Source organism: Pseudomonas sp. MG-9 (genome assembly GCF_018729515.1).
Classification (GTDB): Bacteria; Pseudomonadota; Gammaproteobacteria; order Pseudomonadales; family Pseudomonadaceae; genus Aquipseudomonas; species Aquipseudomonas serboccidentalis.
Genome location: NZ_JAHHZH010000009.1, coordinates 120,838 through 140,963 on the forward strand (window position 1 = coordinate 120,838; position 20,126 = coordinate 140,963).

Consider the following 20,126-nt stretch of genomic DNA (forward strand, 5'->3'; position numbering starts at 1 on the left):
ATTCAGCTTCGCCAGCACCGCAGTCTGTGCCTCGTCAGCGCACGACTGCCGGGCTGAATCGCTGCGCCTCGTCCCACGCGTTTCCCCGAACATTCGTTCCACCGGCAGGCCGCCTCTTTTCGGCCCAGACAATAAGGAATTTCCCGATGAGCATGCTCAAAGACCCGTCTTCGAAATACCGTGCGTTTCCCGTCATCAACTTGCCGGATCGCACCTGGCCGTCGAAAACCATCGACGCCGCGCCGATCTGGTGCAGCTCCGACCTGCGTGACGGCAACCAGTCGCTGATCGAGCCGATGGACGCGGTGAAGAAGCTGCGCTTCTGGAAAACCCTCGTTCAGGTGGGCGTGAAGGAAATCGAAGCCTCGTTCCCGGCCGCGTCGCAAACCGACTTCGACTTCGTGCGTACCCTCATCGAAGAAGGCCACATCCCGGACGACACCACCATTCAGGTGCTGACCCAGGGCCGTGAAGACTTGATCGAGCGCACCTTCGAATCCCTGCGCGGGGCGAAGAAAGCCATCGTTCACCTGTACAACGCCACCTCGCCGTCTTTCCGTCGCATCGTCTTCAACCAGGACAAGGACGGCATCAAGGCCATCGCGGTCAACGCCGCCAAGCTGTTCGTCAAATACGCGGCGATGCAGCCGGACACCGAGTGGACCTTCGAATACTCGCCGGAAACCTTCAGCGCCACCGAGCTGGAGTTCGCCAAGGAAGTCTGTGACGCGGTGATCGAGGTCTGGAACCCGACGCCTGAGCACAAGATGATCCTCAACCTGCCGGCCACCGTCGAATGCGCGACCCCGAACATCTACGCCGACCAGATCGAATGGTTCGGTCGCAACATCAACCGTCGTGACAGCGTGATCATCAGCCTGCACACCCACAACGACCGTGGCACCGGCGTCGCCGCCACTGAGCTGGGCCTGATGGCCGGCGCGGATCGCGTCGAAGGCTGCCTGTTCGGCAACGGCGAGCGGACCGGTAACGTCGACCTGGTCACCGTGGCGTTGAACATGTACACCCAGGGCGTCGACCCTGAGCTGGATTTCTCCGACATCGACGGCGTGCGCAAAGTCGTCGAAGAGTGCAACCAGATCCAGGTACACCCGCGTCACCCGTACGTCGGCGACCTGGTCCACACCGCATTCTCCGGCTCGCACCAGGACGCGATCCGCAAGGGCTTCGCCCAGCAGAAACCGGACACCCTGTGGGAAGTGCCGTACCTGCCGATCGACCCGGCCGACATCGGCCGCAGCTACGAGGCGGTGATCCGCGTCAACAGCCAGTCGGGCAAGGGCGGTATCGCTTACTTGCTGGAACAGGAATACGGCATCAGCCTGCCACGTCGCATGCAGATCGAGTTCAGCCAGGTCGTGCAGCGTGAAACCGATCGTCTCGGCCTGGAAATGACTGCCAAGCAGATCCATTCGCTGTTGATCAGCGAATACCTGCAAGCCAACACTCCTTACGCGCTGGTCAGCCATCGCCTGCAGGAAGAAAACGGCAACAGCGCCGTCGAAGTGGAAGTGGCGAGCAAGGGTCAGGGCGAAACCAACCTGCACTGGCGTGGCAAGGGCAACGGTGCGCTGGAAGCCCTGGTGGCCGGCCTGCCGATCCCGGTGGAAATCATGGACTACAACGAACACGCCATCGGCGCGGGCACCAACGCCAAGGCCGCCGCGTACATTGAGCTGCGAGTAAACGGTGAGCGTGCAGTGCACGGCGTGGGCATCGATGAAAACATCACCACCGCCAGCTTCAAGGCACTGTTCAGTGCACTGAACCGTTCGTTGAGCCAGCCGGAAGCGAAAGCCGCTTAAGCCTTCGCTGACATGCAAAAGGCCCCGGGGTGTGAACGCCGGGGCCTTTTTGTTGAAGATCAAAAGATCGCAGCCTTCGGCAGCGCCTACAGGATGTACGCCGTCCCGTTGTAGGAGCTGCCGAAGGCTGCGATCTTTTACTTTTCAGGTGAACTCGAAGGTGTCGGCATCCAGATTCGCCGGAAAGCGCTCGCGATAAGCCGCCAGTGGCGCCGCTTCCAGTACCGCTTTGAACACCCCGTCCGCCTCCCCCGCCGCCAGCAACGTTTCGCCCTGGAAATCCAGCACCTGACTGTCACCGGTATAGGCAAACCCCTTGCCGTCAGTGCCGACGCGATTCACTGCCGCCACATAGCACAGGTTTTCAATAGCCCGCGCCGGCAACAAACGGTTCCAGTGCAGACGCCGTGCGCCCGGCCAGTTGGCGGTGTACAGCAGCAGATCGGTGTCCTGAGCGTCGCGACTCCACACCGGGAAGCGCAGGTCGTAACAAATCAACGGGCGAATACGCCAGCCCTTGAGTTCGAACTGCACCTGACGCTCGCCGGGAGTGTAGTGGTTGTGCTCGCCGGCCATGCGGAACAGGTGGCGCTTGTCGTAATGCCAGACCTCACCGTCCGGGCGCGCCCACAGCAGGCGGTTGCGATGGCTGCCGTCGGCGGCCTGAATGATCACGCTGCCAGTGATCACCGCGTTGAGCTTCGCCGCTTGCGCCTTCATCCACTTGCGGGTCGGGCCGTTCTCGGCTTCAGCGAGGGTCTCGGACTCCATGGAGAAACCGGTGGTGAACATCTCCGGCAGAATAATCAGATCAGCCCCTCGGGCCTGCTCCAGCAGCGCGTCGAAGTGTTCAAGGTTGGCCTGACGGTCGTGCCAAACCAGGCTGGTCTGGATCAGCGCCAGATTGAGGTCGGGCAACGCACTCAGATCACGCATAGTTTTGCCGCTGCCTCGCGCAGCGTCTCCTCGCGTTTGGCAAAGCACAGGCGCACCAGGCGCTGGCCTTCGGGTGGATTCTGGTAGAACACCGACACCGGGATGCTCGCCACGCCGTGCTCACGGGTCATCCACATCGCCATGTCGACGTCGTTCAAGTCAGGACGAATCTGCGAGTAATCGACCAACTGGAAGTAGGTGCCGGTCACGCGGGTGAAGGTGAATCGCGACGGTGCCAGCAGATCGCAGAACAGGTCGCGCTTGGCCTGATAGAAACCCGGCAGCTGTTCAACGTGCTCCGGATGCTCGGCCATGTAATCGGCCAAGGCGTATTGCAGCGGCGTGACACCGCAGAAACTGACGTACTGGTGCACCTTGCGCAGCTCGGCGGTCAGCGCTGGCGGAGCGACCACATAGCCAGTCTTCCAGCCTGTGACGTGGTAGGTCTTGCCGAACGAGCTGACCACGAAGGCGCGCTGATACAGCTCTTCATGGGCCAGCACGCTGACATGCGGCACGCCGTCGAATACCAGGTGTTCATACACCTCATCGCTGATCAGGTAGATGTCGCGACCACGAATCAACTGCGCCAGTTGATCCAGCTCCGCGCGACTGATCAGTGCGCCGCTCGGGTTGTGCGGGCTGTTGATGACGATCATTTTCGTGCGCGGACTCAGGGCCGCGGAGAGTTTGTCGAAGTCGATGGAGAAATCGTCCGGGCTCAGTTGCACATGCACGCAACGACCGCCCGCCAACTCCGTCGCCGGTTCGTAGCTGTCATAGCACGGGTCGAACACGATCACTTCGTCGCCGCTGTGGATAACCGCCTGAATCGCACAGAAGATCGCCTGGGTCGCGCCCGGCGTCACCGTCACTTCGCTGTCGGCATCAACCTTCACCCCATAACTGCGCGCGATTTTCGCCGCGATCTGCTCGCGCAGGGCCGGCAGGCCCGTCATCGGCGAATACTGGTTATGGCCGCTGGCGATATGCCGACCGACCGCATCACGCAGGGACTGCGGGCCGTCGAAATCAGGAAAACCCTGAGACAGGTTGATGGCTCCGGTCTGCGCCGCGAGCTGAGACATCTGCGTGAAAATAGTGATGCCGACATTCGGCAGCTTACTGGTGATCATCGGGGGTTCCCTGCTCTACACCCGGCTCTGACGGCGGCGCGGGAGAGCCCGAGGATAGCCCATCCGGCGCCCATAAAAAAAGGGCGCTCAACTGAGCACCCTTCTTGTCGCCGAACCTTGTAGGAGCCGCCGCAGGCTGCGATCTTTTGATCTTGTTTTCAACGCAAAGTCAAAAGATCGCAGGCTTCGCCAGCTCCTACAGAAGTGTTGAGTATTCCCACGCCATTGTGGGAACAACCCACTTGATCACTTCTTGTCGCGGCGCTTCTTGCTGGCTTTCTTGTTGTGCGACATCAAGCGACGCTTCTTGTTGACCTGGCGGTCGGTCAGCGTGTTCTTGTTGCCTTCGTACGGGTTCTCGCCACCCTTGAATTCGATGCGGATCGGCGTACCGACCAGCTTCAGAACGCGGCGATAGGTGTTTTCCAGATAGCGCACATACGACTTCGGCACTTTCTCGATCTGGTTACCGTGGATCACGATGATCGGCGGGTTCGCACCACCCAGGTGAGCGTAACGCAGCTTGATCCGGCGGCTGTTGACCATCGGCGGCTGGTGTTCGCTGACCGCGTCTTCGAGAATCTGGGTCAGACGGCTGGTCGGCCAGCGGGTGACCGCAGACTTGAACGAGTTCTGCACCGACGCGTAGAGGTTGCCCACGCCAGTACCGTGCAGCGCCGAGATGAAGTGGATGTCGGCGTAATCAACGAAGAACAGACGACGCTGCAGCTCGACTTTCACGAAGTCGCGCTCGCTTGGCGTCATGCCGTCCCATTTGTTGATCGCGATGACCAGCGCACGACCGGATTCGATCGCGAAGCCCAGCAGGTTGAGGTCGTGATCGACCACGCCTTCGCGGGCGTCCATCACGAAGATCACCACGTTGGCGTCTTTGATCGCCTGCAGGGTTTTGACCACGGAGAACTTTTCGACTTCTTCGTGGATCTTGCCGCGCTTGCGCACACCGGCGGTGTCGATCAGCGTGTACTTCTCGTCGTTACGCTCGAACGGGATGTAAATACTGTCGCGGGTGGTGCCTGGCTGATCGTAGACGATTACCCGGTCTTCACCGAGCATGCGGTTGACCAGGGTCGACTTGCCGACGTTCGGACGGCCGATGATGGCGATCTTGATCCCGTCTTTTTCGCTCGGGCCAGGAATGCGCTTGGCTTCCTCGCCTTCGGCGACGATCTCTTCCTCTTCGCCTTCCTGCGGCTCGTCTTCGTCACGCGGGAAATCGCTCAGTGCCGCTTCCAGCAGTTGAGTGATACCACGGCCGTGAGCACCGGCGATCGGGATCGCGTGGCCCATGCCCAGCGGGGCGAATTCGGCGCGGGCCATTTCCGGGTCGATGTTGTCGACCTTGTTGGCGACCACGTGGGAACGCTTGTTACGCTTGCGCAGGTGTTCGGCGATCATCTGGTCGGCGGCGGTGAAACCGGCCTTGGCATCTACCAGGAACAACACAACATCCGCTTCTTCAATGGCCAGCAGCGACTGCTCGGCCATTTTTTCGTCCATACCGTGTTCGTCACCGGAGATACCGCCGGTGTCGATCAGAATGTAGGAACGCCCTTGCCACTTGGCCTCACCGTACTGGCGATCACGGGTCAGACCGGACAAGTCGCCGACGATGGCGTCACGTGTCCTGGTCAGGCGGTTGAACAAGGTGGATTTGCCGACGTTCGGTCGGCCCACCAGGGCGATTACGGGAACCATGCGGCTCTCCACTTCGTTATTTCAGAAAATACAAAAGCCGCTGCGAGGCAGCGGCTGGTGCTCGGGGCAACGCCTGTAAGCGCTGCAAGCCCCATGAATCCGGGGCCGCTTGGGGGTTAAACCCCAAGCATAGTTGTTACTTGATGGTCAGGGCTTCCAGTTTGCCGCTGTTGCCATACACATAGATCGTGTTGCCCACCACCAGCGGACGGGCACGCAGGCCGTCACTGTCGATACGCTCACGACCCACGAAACGACCGTCCACCTGGCTCAACAGGTGCAGGTAACCTTCCATGTCACCAACGGCTACATAGCTGGAGAACACTTCCGGCGCCGACAGTTGACGGCGGGCCAACGAATCGTTGCTCCACAGCGCGGTGGTGGAACGCTCGTCGACGCCTTCAACGGTGCCCGAGGACAGGCTCACATAGACGCTGCCAAAACCTTGGGCGACACCGGCATAGCTCGACGCATCGCGCTGCCAGAGTTGACGACCGCTTTGCAGATCGAGTGCCGCGACGCGGCCCTGATAGCTGGCGACGTACAGGGTTTCGCCGGACAACAGCAGGCCGCCGTCGATGTCGACCACGCGCTCCAGTTCCGAACGACCCTGTGGGATCGCGACCCGTTGTTCCCAGACCGGCACGCCGTTGGAAATGTCCAGGGCAACCACTTTACCGGTCGACAGGCCTGCCACCGCGAGGCGGTTGGTCACGACTGGCGCGCTGGTGCCGCGCAGGGTCAGTACCGCAGGGGTGCTGTCGTAGGTCCAGCGACGGTTGCCGGTGGCCGCGTCCAGGCCGATCAGGCGATCGTCCTGAGTCTGTACCACCACCACGTCGCCGTTGTTGGCCGGCGGCGCGAGGACTTCGCTGGATACCCGGGCGCGCCACTTCTCTTCACCGTTGATGGCGTCGAGGGCAACGATTTCACCCTTGAGGGTACCGATCGTGACCAGACCATAACCCACGCCAACGGCGCCGGAGACAGGCAGTTCAAGATCCTTTTTCCACTTCACGTCGCCATTGCTGCGATCCATGGCCATCAGCACGCCGGTCACATCGGCCGCGTAGATGGTGTCACCATCGATCGCCGGCACCAGCATGTTGTAGGTTTCGCCCTGACCGTCACCGATCGAACGGCTCCACTGCTTTTGCAGAACCACTTCTTCTTTGAAGTCGGTCAACTCGGCCGGTGGCAGTTCTTTTTTGCTGTTGCTGCTGCAACCCGCGGCCAGAATGGCCAGAGCCAGCAATGCTGCATGCTTCCAACGGATCACGTCACGCATCCCCTTTGGCCAGGTCGTCGAGCTTGATTTGAAGGCCACCGACTGCCGCTTCATCCGACAGTGCCGCCTTGGCTTTTTGATACGCCGCGTTCGCTTCGTCAGTACGACCCAGCTGTACCAGCAGGTCGCCCTTGAGTTCTTCACGAGTGGCCAGGAACGCCTTGTCGGCATCGCCGTCGAGCAGCTTCAGGGCGTCATCGGCCTTGTTCTGCGCACCCAGCACCTGAGCCAGACGCTGACGGGCGATCTCGCCCAACGCCGGGTTCGCCGGTTTGGCAACGATGGCTTTGAGTTCGGTCGCCGCGTCATCCAGCTTTCCGCTGTCGACCGCAACTTTCGCCACGAACAGGCTGCCGTACTGTGCGTACGCCGTGCCGCCGAATTCGCTGTTGAGCTTGCCGGCCAGATCCGCAACACGTGCAGCGGCAGGCTTGCCGTCCGGGGTCAGCGTGGTTTCCAGCAGTTGCTGATAGAGCACCGAGGCGCCTTGCGACTGGTTGCTCTGATACTTGTGAAAAGCCTGCCAGCCGAACACGATGACCAGCGCCAACAGGCCGCCGGTGACCAGAGGTTTGCCGTTGCGTGTCCACCAGTCCTTCAAATCCGCCAACTGTTCGTCTTCGGTACTCGACACCCCAATACTCCTTAATCGCTAAATCGGCTGTTTAGACAGCTTCAACCCTGCACGACGCAGGTGGCCAGGTGAGCGGCAAGCGCATCCCAGGCAATGCTTTGTTGTTCGCCCTGGCCACGCAGGGGTTTGAAACCTACCACTTGCTGGGCCATTTCGTCGTCACCCAGGATCAGTGCGTACAACGCACCGCTCTTGTCGGCTTTCTTGAACTGGCTTTTGAAGCTGCCGGCGCCGGCATTGACTTGCAGACGCAGGTTTGGAAGCTGGTCACGCACCCGCTCGGCCAGTGCCAGACCGGCCAGTTCGGCCTGCTCGCCAAAGGCGCAGAGGTAGACGTCGACCTGACGGGAGATTTCTTCCGGGATCTGCTCCAGGGTTTCGAGCATCAATACCAGACGCTCGATGCCCATGGCGAAACCAACGCCGGTGGTCGGCTTGCCGCCCATCTGCTCGACCAGACCGTCGTAACGACCGCCCGCGCAGACAGTGCCCTGGGCGCCGAGCTTGTCGGTGACCCATTCGAATACGGTTTTGCTGTAGTAATCGAGGCCGCGCACCAGTTTCGGGTTGAGCACGTAGGGAATGCCGACGGCATCCAGACGGGCCTTCAGGCCTTCGAAGTGGGCACGGGACTCGTCGTCCAGGTAGTCAGCCATTTTCGGCGCATCGACCAGCACCGCCTGAGTGTCGGCATTTTTGGTGTCGAGCACGCGCAACGGGTTGGTTTTCAGACGACGCTGACTGTCTTCGTCGAGCTTGTCGTGGTGCGCCGAGAGGTACTCGACCAGCGCTTCACGATAGCGACCACGGGACTCGCTGGTGCCCAGGCTGTTGAGTTCGAGCTTGACCGCATCACGAATGCCCAGCTCGCCCCACAGGCGCCAGGTCATGATGATCAGCTCGGCGTCGATGTCCGGACCGTCGAGGTTGAACACCTCCAGACCGATCTGGTGGAACTGGCGATAACGGCCTTTCTGCGGACGCTCGTGACGGAACATCGGACCGATGTACCAGAGCTTCTGCACCTGACCACCACCGGTGATGCCGTGCTCGAGCACCGCACGCACGCACGCCGCGGTGCCTTCCGGACGCAGGGTCAGGGAGTCGCCGTTGCGGTCTTCGAAGGTGTACATCTCTTTTTCGACGATGTCGGTCACTTCACCGATCGAGCGCTTGAACAGCTCGGTGAATTCGACGATCGGCATGCGGATCTGCTTGTAACCGTAGTTATCCAGCAGACGCGCGACAGTGCCCTCGAAATAACGCCACAGCGGGGTCTGTTCGGGCAGGATGTCGTTCATGCCACGAATGGCTTGCAGAGACTTGCTCACTTTAAATCCTTAAATTCGTTCGGCGCTTCAGTCAGGTCAGCCGCGTGCGATAACCGCTGCGTCAGCTTCGACCTTCTCGGCCGCTTTCTCGCGGATCAGCTTTTCCAGCTCGTCCACCAGATTGTCATTCGTCAGTTTCTGCGACGGCTTGCCGTCGATGTAAATCAGGTTTGGCGTGCCGCCGGTCAAGCCGATATGGGCTTCCTTGGCTTCGCCGGGGCCGTTGACCACACAACCGATCACCGCGACATCCAGCGGCACCAGCAGGTCTTCAAGGCGCCCTTCCAGCTCGTTCATGGTCTTGACCACATCGAAGTTCTGCCGCGAGCAGCTCGGGCAGGCGATGAAGTTGATGCCACGGGAACGCAGATGCAAAGACTTGAGAATGTCGTAACCGACCTTCACTTCCTCGACCGGGTCGGCCGCCAGCGAGATGCGGATAGTATCGCCAATCCCCTCGGCGAGCAGCATACCTAGGCCCACGGCGGATTTCACTGTGCCCGAACGCAATCCACCGGCTTCGGTGATGCCCAGGTGCAGCGGCTGGACGATTTCCTTGGCCAGCAAACGGTAGGCTTCTACGGCCATGAACACGTCGGAAGCTTTCACGCTGACCTTGAAGTCCTGGAAATTCAGGCGTTCGAGGTGCTCGACATGACGCAGCGCGGACTCGACCAGCGCGGCCGGGGTCGGCTCGCCGTACTTCTTCTGCAGGTCTTTTTCCAGGGAACCGGCGTTGACGCCGATACGGATCGGGATCCCACGGTCACGGGCAGCATCGACCACGGCGCGCACACGGTCTTCACGACCGATGTTGCCCGGGTTGATGCGCAAGCAGTCCACACCCAGTTCGGCGACGCGCAAGGCGATCTTGTAGTCGAAGTGGATGTCGGCAACCAGCGGCACCTTGACCAGTTGCTTGATCTTGCCGAACGCCTCGGCGGCGTCCATGTCCGGTACCGAAACGCGGACGATGTCGACGCCGGCAGCTTCCAGACGATTGATCTGGGCGACGGTGGCAGCGACATCATTGGTGTCGCTGTTGGTCATGCTCTGCACAGCGATAGGCGCATCGCCGCCAACAGGCACGTTACCGACCCAGATCTTGCGCGAAACGCGACGTTTGATTGGAGATTCGCCGTGCATGACTTATTGACCCAACTTCAGGCGAGCAGTCTCGCCACTGGTGAACGGAGCGATATCGACCGGTTGGCCGTTGTAGCTGACCTGTGCGGCGCGAGCCACACCCAGGCGTACCGCCAGTGGCGGCTTGCCGGAAACCGAGACGATGTCGCCTTTGTGTTTCAGACCACTGAACAGCACCTTGCCGCGACCATCGGTGACCTGCGCCCAGCAATCGGCGATGAACTGCAGTTGCACCTGACCGTCACCGGCAGCTGGAGCCGCCGCTTCTGCGGTTGGCGCAGGCGTCGCCGGGACGACTGGCGCGGTAACGGTCGGCGCCGGGGTGGCCGGAACGTTCGGTGCCGGTGCAGCCGGAGTGGCGACAACCGGGGCCGGAGTGTGAGCCGGTGCGGCTGGCGCTACGACCGGTGCTGCTGGAGCTGCGGCCGGAGCGGCTGGCTCGGCACCGGTCGATTCAGCGGTGGTTTCCGACTGTGGCAGGGCCAGAGCGGTTGCACCCTCCGCCTGACCTTCGGCAACGGCCTGGTCTTCCGGCTCGTCGATCGGGTGAATCTGCGTGGTGCCGTCGGCGCCTTCGACTTCAACGTGCTCCGGGGCCAGGCTGGTCAAATCCTTGGTGCGCAGCGAGGTCTGATCCTGCCACCAGACGAAACCGCCGCCGATGACTGCGATCAGCAACAGCAGGCTGACGATTCGCAAAATGGTGTGGGAAACCCGCACAGGCTCTTCGATACGACCCAGCGCATGCACATTGCTGCCCTGGGAGTCGGTGCCGGTGGACTGGTCGAATTGCTGGACCAGAACGGTCTGGTCCATGCCGAGCAATTTGGCATAGGCGCGAATGTAACCGCGAGCGAAGGTATGCCCCGGCAGCTTGTCGAAAGCGCCAGCCTCAAGATTGCTCAGGGAAGTCACAGTGAGGTTGAGCTTGAGGGCCACTTCGGCCAGCGACCAGCCATTGCTTTCGCGGGCCTGGCGCAAAGTCTCACCGGGATTAACGCGAGTCGCTGCTACAACTTCGGGATGCGCCGCTTTCATCATTGCTCCGACAGGTATTGCTGATATTCCGGCGTACCGGGATAGAGTCGTTTTAATTGCAGGCCGTAACTGGCGGCCTTGTCGCGATCTTCAAACACTTTTGCCAGCCGAACGCCGAGCAATAGACTACGTGCATTTTGCTCGGTTAGCAGGCTGAAACGGTCGTAATAGTCACGCGCGGGCACATAATGCCTGTCTTCGAAGGACAACTCAGCCATTTCCAGCAAGGCTCGCGGTTGTTGACGGTTCAGCCGCAGGGCTTTTTCCAGTTGCTGCTGCGCCAGTTCCCGCTGCCCGAGCTTTGCCGCCGTCATGCCGAGGTTCTCAAACACCCGCGAACGCTCAGGATACAGGGTATCGGCGGCTGCCTGTTCAAAACGCTCGTAGGCTTCCTTGTAACGCTGTTCTTCGTAGAGAAAACTGCCGTAATTGTTGAGGATACGGGCATCGGCGGGGCGGGAGGACAAGGCTTTGCGAAAGTGTTCGTCGGCCAGCTTCGGTTCCATTTCGGCCTGGAACACCAGCCCGAGGGCGGCGTTGGCATCAGGATCGGAACCGTCCAGTTCCAGAGCCTTTTTCAGCGGCACCTTGGCCCGCTCGGTCATCCCTTGCTGCAGGTATCCTAGTCCCAACTGCACGTAGGCAGCCCGCGCTTCATCGCGGCCCTTGCTGGTCTTCATCGGGTTGTAGTCACCCGACAGGACACAACCAGCACACAGGCTGGCCATCAGCAACAGCAGCGCAAAGCGCAGGGACATAGAGATCCTCTCTTAGTTAGTGTTCGCGGCGTTCTGTGCCAGATCGCTGTCGGCGCTCAACTCGCGCACGGCGATGTAACGTTCGCTGCGACGGGTGCGATCCAGCACCTGCCCTACCAATTGACCACACGCGGCGTCGATGTCTTCACCACGGGTGGTGCGAACAGTGACGTTGAAACCGGCTTGATGCAACTGATCCTGGAACCGACGAATGGCGTTGTTGCTCGGCCGCTCGTACCCGGAGTGCGGGAACGGGTTGAACGGAATCAGGTTGATCTTGCACGGAATGTCTTTCAGCAGTTCGATCATTTCCACCGCGTGCTCAAGCTTGTCGTTGACGTCCTTGAGCAAGGTGTACTCGATGGTCAGCACACGTTTCTCGCCAAGGGCGGACATGTAGCGCTGGCACGACTCGAGCAGCATCTTAAGCGGATATTTCTTGTTGATCGGCACCAATTGGTTACGCAATGCGTCATTCGGTGCGTGCAGGGACAACGCCAGGGAGACATCAATGTGCTTGGCCAGCTCATCGATCATCGGCACCACACCCGACGTGGACAGGGTCACGCGGCGCTTGGAGATCCCGTAGCCCAGGTCATCCATCATCAGATGCATGGCGGCCACGACGTTGTCGAAGTTCAGCAACGGCTCGCCCATGCCCATCATCACCACGTTGGTGATGGCGCGGTCGATAGTGGCCGGGACGCTGCCGAAAGATTTGTTGGCAATCCACACCTGCCCGATGACTTCGGCGGCGGTGAGGTTGCTGTTGAAACCTTGCTTGCCGGTGGAGCAGAAACTGCAGTCCAGGGCACAGCCTGCCTGGGACGAAACGCACAGCGTGCCGCGTTTGCCCTGGGGAATGTACACGGTCTCGACACAGCTGCCGGACGCCACGCGCACCACCCACTTACGGGTGCCGTCGCTGGAAATGTCCTCGCTGACCACTTCGGGACCACGAACCTCGGCAATAGCCTTGAGCTTGTCGCGCAAGGCCTTGCTGACGTTCGTCATGGCGTCGAAATCATCGACGCCAAAGTGGTGAATCCATTTCATTACCTGACCGGCACGGAAACGCTTCTCCCCGATTGAGTCGAAGAATTTTTCCATTTCCGGCTGGGTCAGCCCCAGCAGGTTGGTTTTAACAGTCGATGTAGTCATGGATTCACCTTCACTCTTAAGCCAATGCTTAGCGAGTGGTTACTTCAGTAGCTGCGAAGAAGTACGAGATTTCGCGAGCAGCAGCGGCTTCGGAGTCCGAACCGTGAACGGCGTTGGCGTCGATCGACTCAGCGAAGTCAGCACGGATGGTGCCGGCAGCAGCTTCTTTAGGGTTGGTAGCGCCCATCAGCTCACGGTTGCGAGCGATAGCGTTTTCGCCTTCCAGAACCTGAACAACCACTGGACCGGAGATCATGAAAGCAACCAGGTCACCGAAGAAACCACGCTCTTTGTGCTCAGCGTAGAAGCCTTCAGCTTCGGCTTTGGACAGCTGCTTCATTTTCGAAGCAACAACTTTCAGACCAGCCTTTTCGAAACGAGTAACGATTTCGCCGGCAGCGCCTTTAGCAACGGCGTCAGGCTTGATGATGGAGAAAGTACGTTGAACAGCCATGGTGTAACTCCAGAAACAGTAATTTGCGAAAAATTAAACCCGCGAATTATACGCGGGTTCTTGGGTATTGCCTAACCTGCGAGGACGATCAGTCGACTTCTTCGATCCAGAGCGCCTGAACCGCTTCCAACACCTTCTCGCCGACACGGCCGGAGGTGTTGTCGAAGTCAGGCAGTTCCATGATCCATCGCTGCAGGTCGACGAAATTGACAGAAAGCGGATCTACATCCGGCTTGGCTTCGGCCAATTCTTCTGCAATGCGTTGAACATCATTCCAACCGTAGCTCATGACAGTCTTACCAGTCAGTGCGGCGCTTCGGCCGCATGGTTAAGCGAATATTTCGGAATCTCGACGGTGATGTCTTCCTCACCGACGATAGCCTGACAGGCCAGGCGCGATTGCGCTTCCAGGCCCCAGGCACGATCGAGGAAGTCTTCTTCCAGCTCGTCAGCCTCTTCCAGCGAGTCGAAACCCTCGCGGATGATGCAGTGGCACGTGGTGCAGGCGCAAACGCCGCCACAGGCACTTTCCATCTCGATATGGTGCTCATGAGCCAGTTCGAGAATCGAAATGCCCGGCTCAGCCTCTACAACCATGCCTTCAGGGCAGAACTTCTCGTGGGGCAGAAAAATGACCTGCGGCATCAGATATCCTCGATTTCATTCAGGTTGCGCCCCGACAGAGCGGCTTTCACCGTCAGGTCCATGCGGCGGGCAGCAAAAGCATCGGTCACTTGCGACAGACGCTTGGTCTGCTGCTCGATGGCGTAACCATCGGTGCCTTTCATCAGTTCGGTGAGTTCCTGCACTTGCAGGTCGATGACCATGCGCTCTTCGGCATCGAGCAAGCGCTCGCCATCGGCCTCCAGAGCGCCCTGCACCGCCTCGATCAGGCGCTGGGCATCGACTTGCTGTTCACGCAGAACACGAGCGACCTTGTCGTCGTTGGCGTGCTGGAACGAATCTTTCAGCATCTTGGCGATTTCGCCGTCGGTCAGGCCGTAGGACGGCTTGACCTGAATGCTCGCTTCAACGCCCGACCCCAGTTCACGGGCAGACACGCTGAGCAGACCGTCGGCATCGACCTGGAAGGTCACGCGAATTTTCGCCGCGCCAGCCACCATTGCCGGGATGCCGCGCAGTTCGAAGCGCGCCAGAGAGCGGCAGTCGCTGATCAGCTCGCGCTCGCCCTGCAACACGTGGATCGCCATGGCCGACTGGCCGTCTTTATACGTGGTGAAGTCCTGAGCGCGGGCAACCGGGATGGTGGTGTTGCGCGGAATCACCTTTTCCATCAGCCCGCCCATGGTTTCCAGCCCCAGGGACAGCGGAATCACGTCGAGCAGCAGCAGTTCGCCGCCATCGCGCTTGTTGCCAGCCAGCGTATCCGCCTGGATCGCGGCCCCGATGGCCACCACTTGATCCGGGTCGATTTCAGTCAAAGGCTGACGACCGAAGGCTTCGGCAACGGCTTCGCGAACACGCGGCACACGGGTCGAACCACCGACCATGACCACGGCGTGCACGTCTTCCAACTCGATACCGGAATCACGCACGGCACGGCGGCAGGCTTTCAGGCTGCGCGCAACCATAGGCTCGATCAGCGCATCGAAGGCTTCGCGGGTCAGTTGCGCTTTCCAGTCACCGTAGGCGACTTCAACGCTGGCCGCATCGGTCAGGGCTTCTTTGGCCGCGCACGCGGTTTGCAGCAAATTGCGTTGTGCGCCCGGATCGAGGTCGGCGGACAGACCGGCGCTCTCGATGATCCAGCCGGCAATCGCGTGATCGAAGTCGTCGCCACCCAGTGCGCTGTCGCCACCAGTGGCCAGCACCTCGAAAACACCGCCAGTCAGACGCAGAATCGAAATATCGAAGGTACCGCCACCCAGGTCATAAATGGCCACCAGGCCTTCGGCATGCTGATCCAGACCATAAGCCACGGCGGCGGCGGTCGGCTCGTTGAGCAGACGCAGCACGTTCAGACCGGCGAGTTTTGCCGCGTCTTTGGTGGCCTGGCGCTGAGCATCGTCGAAATACGCCGGCACGGTGATCACCGCGCCAACCAATTCACCGCCCAAGGTGGCTTCAGCACGCTGACGCAGCACCTTGAGGATATCGGCGGAGACTTCGACCGGGCTTTTCGGCCCTTGCACGGTGTCGATGAACGGCATGTGCGATTCGCCGCCGACAAAGCGGTACGGCAGTTGATCGCCCAATTGCTTGACGTCGGACAGACCACGCCCCATCAGGCGCTTGACCGACAGCACAGTGTTCAAGGGATCGGAAGACGCGGCCAGCTTGGCCGACTCGCCAACCTCGACGCGATCGGCGTGATAACGCACGGCGGACGGCAGGATGACCTGCCCGTCAGCGTCGGCCAGTGGCTCGGAAAGACCACTGCGCAACGCAGCGACCAGCGAATTGGTAGTGCCCAAGTCGATCCCCACAGCCAGACGACGCTGGTGCGGTTGAGGACTTTGGCCGGGTTCGGCGATCTGCAGTAGGGCCATCGTGATCAGGACTTATCTGTATATCAGGCGTGCGACCGGAGCGGCACTGGGTTAATCGTCGAGGCGCTCTTCTAACTGGCGCACTTCGTAGGTGAGCTTGTCGAGGAACTGCATGCGCCGCATCAGGCGTTCGGCCTGTTCGCGTTGCGCCGCATCATCCCAACAGGCTGCGAAGCTTTCGTTCAATTGTTCCTGAGCGACTTTCAAGCGACGCTTGAACACCGCGACACCGTCGAGATCGGCGCTGTCCTGGAGGTCTTCGAGCTCTTCGCGCCATTGCATCTGCTGCAGAAGAAACTCGGGGTCATGGACCGTGACTTCCATCGGCACTTCATGCCCGCTGATGGTCAGCAGGTAGCGCGCACGCTGGGCCGGGCTCTTGAGCGTCTGGTAGGCATCATTGAGCCGTGCAGACTGCTCGAGTGCCGCCCGCTGCTCACGCTCGGAAGCGTCGGCAAAGCGGTCAGGATGAACACCGCGCGCCAACTCACGGTAGCGCGTGGCCAACTGCTCGAGATCCAGACGGAAGCTCGGTTGCAGCTCGAATAAAGCGAAATGACAAGGAATACCCACGACAAGCCTCAGATGTTGAAGCTTTCGCCGCAGCCACATTCACCGCGTACGTTGGGATTGTTGAACTTGAAGCCTTCGTTCAACCCTTCCTTGACGAAATCGAGTTCGGTGCCGTCCAGGTAGGCCAGGCTTTTCGGGTCGATGATCACTTTCTCGCCGTGACTTTCGAACACCTGATCCTCTGCAACCACCTCGTCGACAAACTCCAGCACGTAGGCAAGGCCGGAACAGCCTGTGGTGCGAACACCCAGACGAATCCCTTCACCTTTGCCGCGCCCGTCGAGGGAGCGTCGCACGTGTCGAGCAGCCGCTTCTGTCATGCTGATAGCCATCGTTGACTCCTTACTCGTCGCCCAGTGCTTAGATCAAGCCTTTCTTCTGCTTGTAGTCGCGAACGGCCGCCTTGATGGCGTCTTCAGCGAGTACCGAGCAGTGGATTTTCACTGGCGGCAGGGCCAGTTCTTCGGCCAGCTGAGTGTTCTTGATGGTCTCGGCCTCGTCCAGGGTCTTGCCCTTCATCCACTCGGTGGCGAGGGAGCTGGAAGCGATTGCCGAACCGCAGCCATAGGTCTTGAACTTGGCGTCTTCGATAACGCCCTGGTCGTTGACCTTGATCTGCAGACGCATCACGTCGCCGCACGCCGGAGCGCCGACCATGCCGGTGCCGACATCCGGGTCTTCCGCGTTCATCTTGCCGACGTTGCGCGGGTTTTCGTAGTGGTCGATGACCTTTTCGCTGTAAGCCATGGTGCTTAATCCTCACTCATCAGAGAGTCGCTCTTTAAGCCCCGGAACCGGAGGTTCGCAGGGCCGGTTCGCGGCGACTTGAAATCAGTGTGCCGCCCACTCGATTTTCGAAATGTCGACACCGTCTTTGTACATGTCCCACAGCGGCGACAGAGCGCGCAGCTTGGTAACGGCCTCGCAGACTTTCTGCGCGGCATAGTCGATTTCTTCTTCGGTGGTGAAACGGCCGAAGGTGAAACGGATCGAGCTGTGTGCCAGTTCGTCGTTGCGGCCCAGGGCGCGCAGCACGTACGAAGGCTCAAGGGATGCCGAGGTGCAGGCCGAACCGGACGATACCGCCAGATCCTTGAGCGCCATGATCAGCGACTCGCCTTCAACGTAGTTGAAGCTCAGGTTCAGGTTGTGCGGAACGCGGGCAGTCAGGCTGCCGTTGACGTACAGCTCTTCCAGGTGCTCGACCTGCTTGAAGAAACGGTCGCTCAGGGCTTTGATGCGCAGGTTTTCGGCAGCCATGTCTTCCTTGGCTACACGGAACGCTTCGCCCATGCCGACGATCTGGTGAGTCGCCAGGGTGCCGGAACGCATGCCACGCTCGTGACCGCCACCGTGCATGGTCGCTTCGATACGCACACGCGGCTTGCGGCTGACGTACAGCGCGCCAATGCCTTTAGGGCCGTAGGTTTTGTGGGCAGAGAACGACATCATGTCGACTTTCAGCTTCTGCAGGTCGATCTCGACCTTGCCGGTGGACTGAGCCGCGTCAACATGCAGCAGGACGCCCTTGGAGCGGGTCAGTTCGCCGATGGCAGCGATGTCGTTGATGGTGCCGATTTCGTTGTTCACGTGCATGACCGACACCAGGATGGTGTCTTCACGCAGCGCCGCTTCGATCATCGCCGGGGTGATCAGACCGTCTTCAGTCGGCTCAAGGTAGGTCACTTCGAAACCTTCACGCTCCAGTTGGCGCATGGTGTCGAGGACGGCCTTGTGTTCGATCTTGCTGGTGATCAGGTGCTTGCCCTTGGAGCCGTAGAAATGTGCCGCACCCTTGATAGCCAGGTTGTCGGATTCGGTGGCGCCGGACGTCCAGACGATTTCACGCGGGTCGGCGTTGACCAGATCGGCCACCTGACGACGGGCGTTTTCGACGGACTCTTCAGCTTTCCAGCCGAACACGTGGGAACGGGACGCCGGGTTACCGAAGTTTCCGTCGACCAGCAGGCATTCACTCATTTTTTGCGCAACGCGCGGATCGACCGGGGTGGTCGCAGAGTAATCAAGGTAAATCGGCAATTTCATGGACTATCTCCTAAATCAGGCTGGCTGGCGTGCCGCTAGCTCTTTGGCTGTCATTCGACGGCGGACGCTTCAATCTTGTCCAGGCGCGGCGCCTTGCCATTGCAACGACGCTGATCCTGACGCTGGGCCACTTCCTGCACCTCACGGCGAGTTACGAGGTCGGCCAAGCTGATACCGCTGAGAAATTCGTGAATCTGCAGGCTCAGGTCGCACCACAGGTGATGGGTCAGGCAGGTGTCGCCGGAATGGCAATCGCCCTGGCCCTGGCACTTGGTGGCATCGACCGATTCGTTGACCGCATCGATCACCTGAGCCACCTGGATGCCCTGCATGTCGCGCGACAGCTGGTAACCACCACCTGGACCGCGAACACTGGAAACCAGGTTACTGCGGCGCAGCTTGGCGAAAAGCTGTTCGAGATAGGACAGGGAGATGCCTTGGCGCTCGGAGATATCGGCCAGGGACACCGGCCCGTGCTGCGCGTGCAACGCCAGATCAAGCATGGCGGTCACGGCGTATCGGCCTTTTGTAGTCAGTCGCATGGACAATTACCACGGAGTTCGGAATGGGCGAAGTATGCAATTCCCGAGCATTTAAGTCAACTATAAGACCTAGTGCTTTAGTCGGGTTTACCCGCAAAAGAGCGCGCGAATGATAGCAGGGTCTGCGACCTAATGGCACGCCGGTTGCCGCCTGCCTGTGCAGGCGCTGCCGCAGGCTGCGATCTTTTGATCTTATAGAAGAGCAAAATCAAAAGATCGCAGCCTGCGGCAGCGCCTACAGAGACGCATCAGCCAGCTTTGGATTCGTCTTTGCCTTTGACGCAGGCGAAGTCTTCTTCGCGCAGCTCAGGCAGATCTTTCGCACAGTAATTACTGCCCAGATCCTTCAGGGCGCCGCACATCCCCTCCAGCCGCCCGTCCACCGCTTGCAGGTGATCGAGCAACTGACCAATGGCGCGCGCCACCGGGTCCGGCATGTCTTCGCTGACACCATAGGCATCGAAACCGATCTTCTCGGCCATCGCCTTGCGCTTGGCGTCCTGCTCTTCGTCGGATTTGACGATGATCCGCCCGGGAATACCGACAACAGTGGCGCCCGGCGGTACTTCTTTGGTCACCACGGCATTGGAACCGACCTTGGCACCGGCGCCCACCGTGAACGGGCCAAGCACCTTGGCGCCCGCCCCCACGACCACACCGTCACCCAGCGTCGGATGACGTTTGCCTTTATTCCAACTGGTGCCACCGAGGGTCACGCCCTGATAAATGGTCACGTCATCGCCAATCTCGGCAGTTTCACCGATGACGATGCCCATGCCGTGATCGATGAAGAAGCGCCGACCGACCTTGGCGCCCGGATGAATCTCGATGCCGGTCAACCAGCGACCGAAGTTCGACACCAGCCGCGCCAACCATTTCAGCTCGTTGCGCCACAGCATACCGGCCAATCGATGAATCCAGATTGCATGCATGCCGGGGTAGCAGGTCAGGACTTCAAAAGCGTTACGCGCCGCCGGGTCTCGATGGAATACGCTCTGGATATCTTCACGCAAACGCTCAAACATCAT

21 protein-coding genes are annotated in these 20,126 nt (G+C 60.2%); 1 reads left to right on the forward strand and 20 read right to left on the reverse strand.

Translation table 11 applies throughout. The features are described from left to right. The first annotated feature begins 146 nt into the window (after positions 1 to 146). Positions 147 to 1,826 carry a 2-isopropylmalate synthase gene (gene leuA, locus KKQ10_RS22550; RefSeq protein ID WP_025109209.1) on the forward strand — a complete coding sequence of 560 codons (1,680 nt, stop codon included), beginning with the start codon at positions 147 to 149 and terminating at the stop codon, positions 1,824 to 1,826. A gap of 144 nt (positions 1,827 to 1,970) precedes the next feature. On the opposite strand, the gene KKQ10_RS22555 is transcribed toward leuA, so the two are convergent. From KKQ10_RS22555 to cysE, 20 genes are all read right to left on the reverse strand, one after another. Beyond that, on the reverse strand, positions 1,971 to 2,762 hold the full coding sequence (locus KKQ10_RS22555) for an amidohydrolase (protein WP_215502316.1): 792 nt from the start codon (positions 2,760 to 2,762) through the stop codon (positions 1,971 to 1,973). Next, the gene (locus tag KKQ10_RS22560; protein ID WP_215502317.1) at positions 2,750 to 3,898 is read right to left on the reverse strand and encodes a pyridoxal phosphate-dependent aminotransferase; all 1,149 of its coding nucleotides are present in this window, start codon (positions 3,896 to 3,898) and stop codon (positions 2,750 to 2,752) included. Before KKQ10_RS22560 ends, KKQ10_RS22555 begins: the two co-directional genes overlap by 13 nt. A 246-nt stretch (positions 3,899 to 4,144) precedes the next feature. Further along, a complete protein-coding gene (gene der / locus KKQ10_RS22565) occupies positions 4,145 to 5,617 on the reverse strand; it encodes a ribosome biogenesis GTPase Der (protein ID WP_025109212.1) in 1,473 nt (490 codons plus the stop codon). Positions 5,618 to 5,753: 136 nt separating this feature from the next. Next, entirely contained in the window at positions 5,754 to 6,905 is a 1,152-nt protein-coding gene (gene bamB / locus KKQ10_RS22570) for an outer membrane protein assembly factor BamB (RefSeq protein ID WP_127648222.1), read from the reverse strand. After that, a complete protein-coding gene (locus tag KKQ10_RS22575) occupies positions 6,898 to 7,539 on the reverse strand; it encodes a YfgM family protein (protein WP_215502318.1) in 642 nt (213 codons plus the stop codon). The genes bamB and KKQ10_RS22575 overlap by 8 nt, the downstream gene beginning before the upstream one ends. Before the next feature lie 41 nt (positions 7,540 to 7,580). Next, positions 7,581 to 8,870 carry a histidine--tRNA ligase gene (gene hisS, locus KKQ10_RS22580; RefSeq protein ID WP_007964435.1) on the reverse strand — a complete coding sequence of 430 codons (1,290 nt, stop codon included), beginning with the start codon at positions 8,868 to 8,870 and terminating at the stop codon, positions 7,581 to 7,583. A gap of 36 nt (positions 8,871 to 8,906) precedes the next feature. Then, entirely contained in the window at positions 8,907 to 10,016 is a 1,110-nt protein-coding gene (gene ispG / locus KKQ10_RS22585) for a flavodoxin-dependent (E)-4-hydroxy-3-methylbut-2-enyl-diphosphate synthase (protein WP_025109215.1), read from the reverse strand. Between the two features lie 3 nt (positions 10,017 to 10,019). After that, positions 10,020 to 11,054 (reverse strand): RodZ domain-containing protein, encoded by a 1,035-nt coding sequence (locus KKQ10_RS22590; RefSeq protein WP_215502319.1) that lies wholly within the window; start codon positions 11,052 to 11,054, stop codon positions 10,020 to 10,022. Continuing rightward, positions 11,054 to 11,812, reverse strand: a complete 759-nt coding sequence (gene pilW, locus KKQ10_RS22595; RefSeq protein WP_025109217.1) for a type IV pilus biogenesis/stability protein PilW — start codon at positions 11,810 to 11,812, stop codon at positions 11,054 to 11,056. The genes KKQ10_RS22590 and pilW overlap by 1 nt, the downstream gene beginning before the upstream one ends. Positions 11,813 to 11,824: 12 nt before the next feature. Then, entirely contained in the window at positions 11,825 to 12,973 is a 1,149-nt protein-coding gene (gene rlmN, locus KKQ10_RS22600) for a dual-specificity RNA methyltransferase RlmN (protein WP_003227893.1), read from the reverse strand. 28 nt (positions 12,974 to 13,001) lie between these two features. Further along, complete coding sequence (ndk, locus tag KKQ10_RS22605) at positions 13,002 to 13,427, reverse strand: nucleoside-diphosphate kinase (RefSeq protein WP_003227894.1); 426 nt, start codon at positions 13,425 to 13,427, stop codon at positions 13,002 to 13,004. Positions 13,428 to 13,515: 88 nt separating this feature from the next. After that, positions 13,516 to 13,716 (reverse strand): Fe-S cluster assembly protein IscX, encoded by a 201-nt coding sequence (iscX, locus tag KKQ10_RS22610; protein WP_027619659.1) that lies wholly within the window; start codon positions 13,714 to 13,716, stop codon positions 13,516 to 13,518. A 14-nt stretch (positions 13,717 to 13,730) separates the two neighbouring features. Then, complete coding sequence (gene fdx, locus KKQ10_RS22615; protein WP_127648217.1) at positions 13,731 to 14,072, reverse strand: ISC system 2Fe-2S type ferredoxin; 342 nt, start codon at positions 14,070 to 14,072, stop codon at positions 13,731 to 13,733. Next, on the reverse strand, positions 14,072 to 15,937 hold the full coding sequence (gene hscA, locus KKQ10_RS22620) for a Fe-S protein assembly chaperone HscA (protein WP_127648216.1): 1,866 nt from the start codon (positions 15,935 to 15,937) through the stop codon (positions 14,072 to 14,074). Before hscA ends, fdx begins: the two co-directional genes overlap by 1 nt. Positions 15,938 to 15,988: 51 nt before the next feature. Beyond that, on the reverse strand, positions 15,989 to 16,510 hold the full coding sequence (hscB, locus tag KKQ10_RS22625; RefSeq protein WP_102357322.1) for a co-chaperone HscB: 522 nt from the start codon (positions 16,508 to 16,510) through the stop codon (positions 15,989 to 15,991). A gap of 8 nt (positions 16,511 to 16,518) precedes the next feature. After that, complete coding sequence (gene iscA / locus KKQ10_RS22630) at positions 16,519 to 16,842, reverse strand: iron-sulfur cluster assembly protein IscA (protein WP_003227904.1); 324 nt, start codon at positions 16,840 to 16,842, stop codon at positions 16,519 to 16,521. A 28-nt stretch (positions 16,843 to 16,870) separates the two neighbouring features. Beyond that, positions 16,871 to 17,257: a Fe-S cluster assembly scaffold IscU gene (gene iscU, locus KKQ10_RS22635; protein ID WP_003227907.1), complete on the reverse strand. Its 387-nt coding sequence runs from the start codon at positions 17,255 to 17,257 to the stop codon at positions 16,871 to 16,873. A gap of 84 nt (positions 17,258 to 17,341) precedes the next feature. Further along, entirely contained in the window at positions 17,342 to 18,556 is a 1,215-nt protein-coding gene (locus KKQ10_RS22640) for an IscS subfamily cysteine desulfurase (protein WP_127648215.1), read from the reverse strand. Positions 18,557 to 18,606: 50 nt separating this feature from the next. After that, entirely contained in the window at positions 18,607 to 19,098 is a 492-nt protein-coding gene (gene iscR, locus KKQ10_RS22645) for a Fe-S cluster assembly transcriptional regulator IscR (protein WP_007956690.1), read from the reverse strand. A 248-nt stretch (positions 19,099 to 19,346) separates the two neighbouring features. Then, the gene (gene cysE / locus KKQ10_RS22650) at positions 19,347 to 20,123 is read right to left on the reverse strand and encodes a serine O-acetyltransferase (protein ID WP_007964422.1); all 777 of its coding nucleotides are present in this window, start codon (positions 20,121 to 20,123) and stop codon (positions 19,347 to 19,349) included. Positions 20,124 to 20,126: the final 3 nt, after the last annotated feature.

Coding starts and splice junctions, on each gene's coding strand:
- leuA (WP_025109209.1), top strand. CDS start 147: ATGAGCATGCTCAAAGACCCGTCTTCGAAATACCGTGCGTTTCCCGTC.
- KKQ10_RS22555 (WP_215502316.1), bottom strand. CDS start 2,762: ATGCGTGATCTGAGTGCGTTGCCCGACCTCAATCTGGCGCTGATCCAG.
- KKQ10_RS22560 (WP_215502317.1), bottom strand. CDS start 3,898: ATGATCACCAGTAAGCTGCCGAATGTCGGCATCACTATTTTCACGCAG.
- der (WP_025109212.1), bottom strand. CDS start 5,617: ATGGTTCCCGTAATCGCCCTGGTGGGCCGACCGAACGTCGGCAAATCC.
- bamB (WP_127648222.1), bottom strand. CDS start 6,905: ATGCGTGACGTGATCCGTTGGAAGCATGCAGCATTGCTGGCTCTGGCC.
- ispG (WP_025109215.1), bottom strand. CDS start 10,016: ATGCACGGCGAATCTCCAATCAAACGTCGCGTTTCGCGCAAGATCTGG.
- KKQ10_RS22590 (WP_215502319.1), bottom strand. CDS start 11,054: ATGAAAGCGGCGCATCCCGAAGTTGTAGCAGCGACTCGCGTTAATCCC.
- pilW (WP_025109217.1), bottom strand. CDS start 11,812: ATGTCCCTGCGCTTTGCGCTGCTGTTGCTGATGGCCAGCCTGTGTGCT.
- rlmN (WP_003227893.1), bottom strand. CDS start 12,973: ATGACTACATCGACTGTTAAAACCAACCTGCTGGGGCTGACCCAGCCG.
- ndk (WP_003227894.1), bottom strand. CDS start 13,427: ATGGCTGTTCAACGTACTTTCTCCATCATCAAGCCTGACGCCGTTGCT.
- iscX (WP_027619659.1), bottom strand. CDS start 13,716: ATGAGCTACGGTTGGAATGATGTTCAACGCATTGCAGAAGAATTGGCC.
- fdx (WP_127648217.1), bottom strand. CDS start 14,072: ATGCCGCAGGTCATTTTTCTGCCCCACGAGAAGTTCTGCCCTGAAGGC.
- hscA (WP_127648216.1), bottom strand. CDS start 15,937: ATGGCCCTACTGCAGATCGCCGAACCCGGCCAAAGTCCTCAACCGCAC.
- iscA (WP_003227904.1), bottom strand. CDS start 16,842: ATGGCTATCAGCATGACAGAAGCGGCTGCTCGACACGTGCGACGCTCC.
- iscU (WP_003227907.1), bottom strand. CDS start 17,257: ATGGCTTACAGCGAAAAGGTCATCGACCACTACGAAAACCCGCGCAAC.
- KKQ10_RS22640 (WP_127648215.1), bottom strand. CDS start 18,556: ATGAAATTGCCGATTTACCTTGATTACTCTGCGACCACCCCGGTCGAT.
- iscR (WP_007956690.1), bottom strand. CDS start 19,098: ATGCGACTGACTACAAAAGGCCGATACGCCGTGACCGCCATGCTTGAT.
- cysE (WP_007964422.1), bottom strand. CDS start 20,123: ATGTTTGAGCGTTTGCGTGAAGATATCCAGAGCGTATTCCATCGAGAC.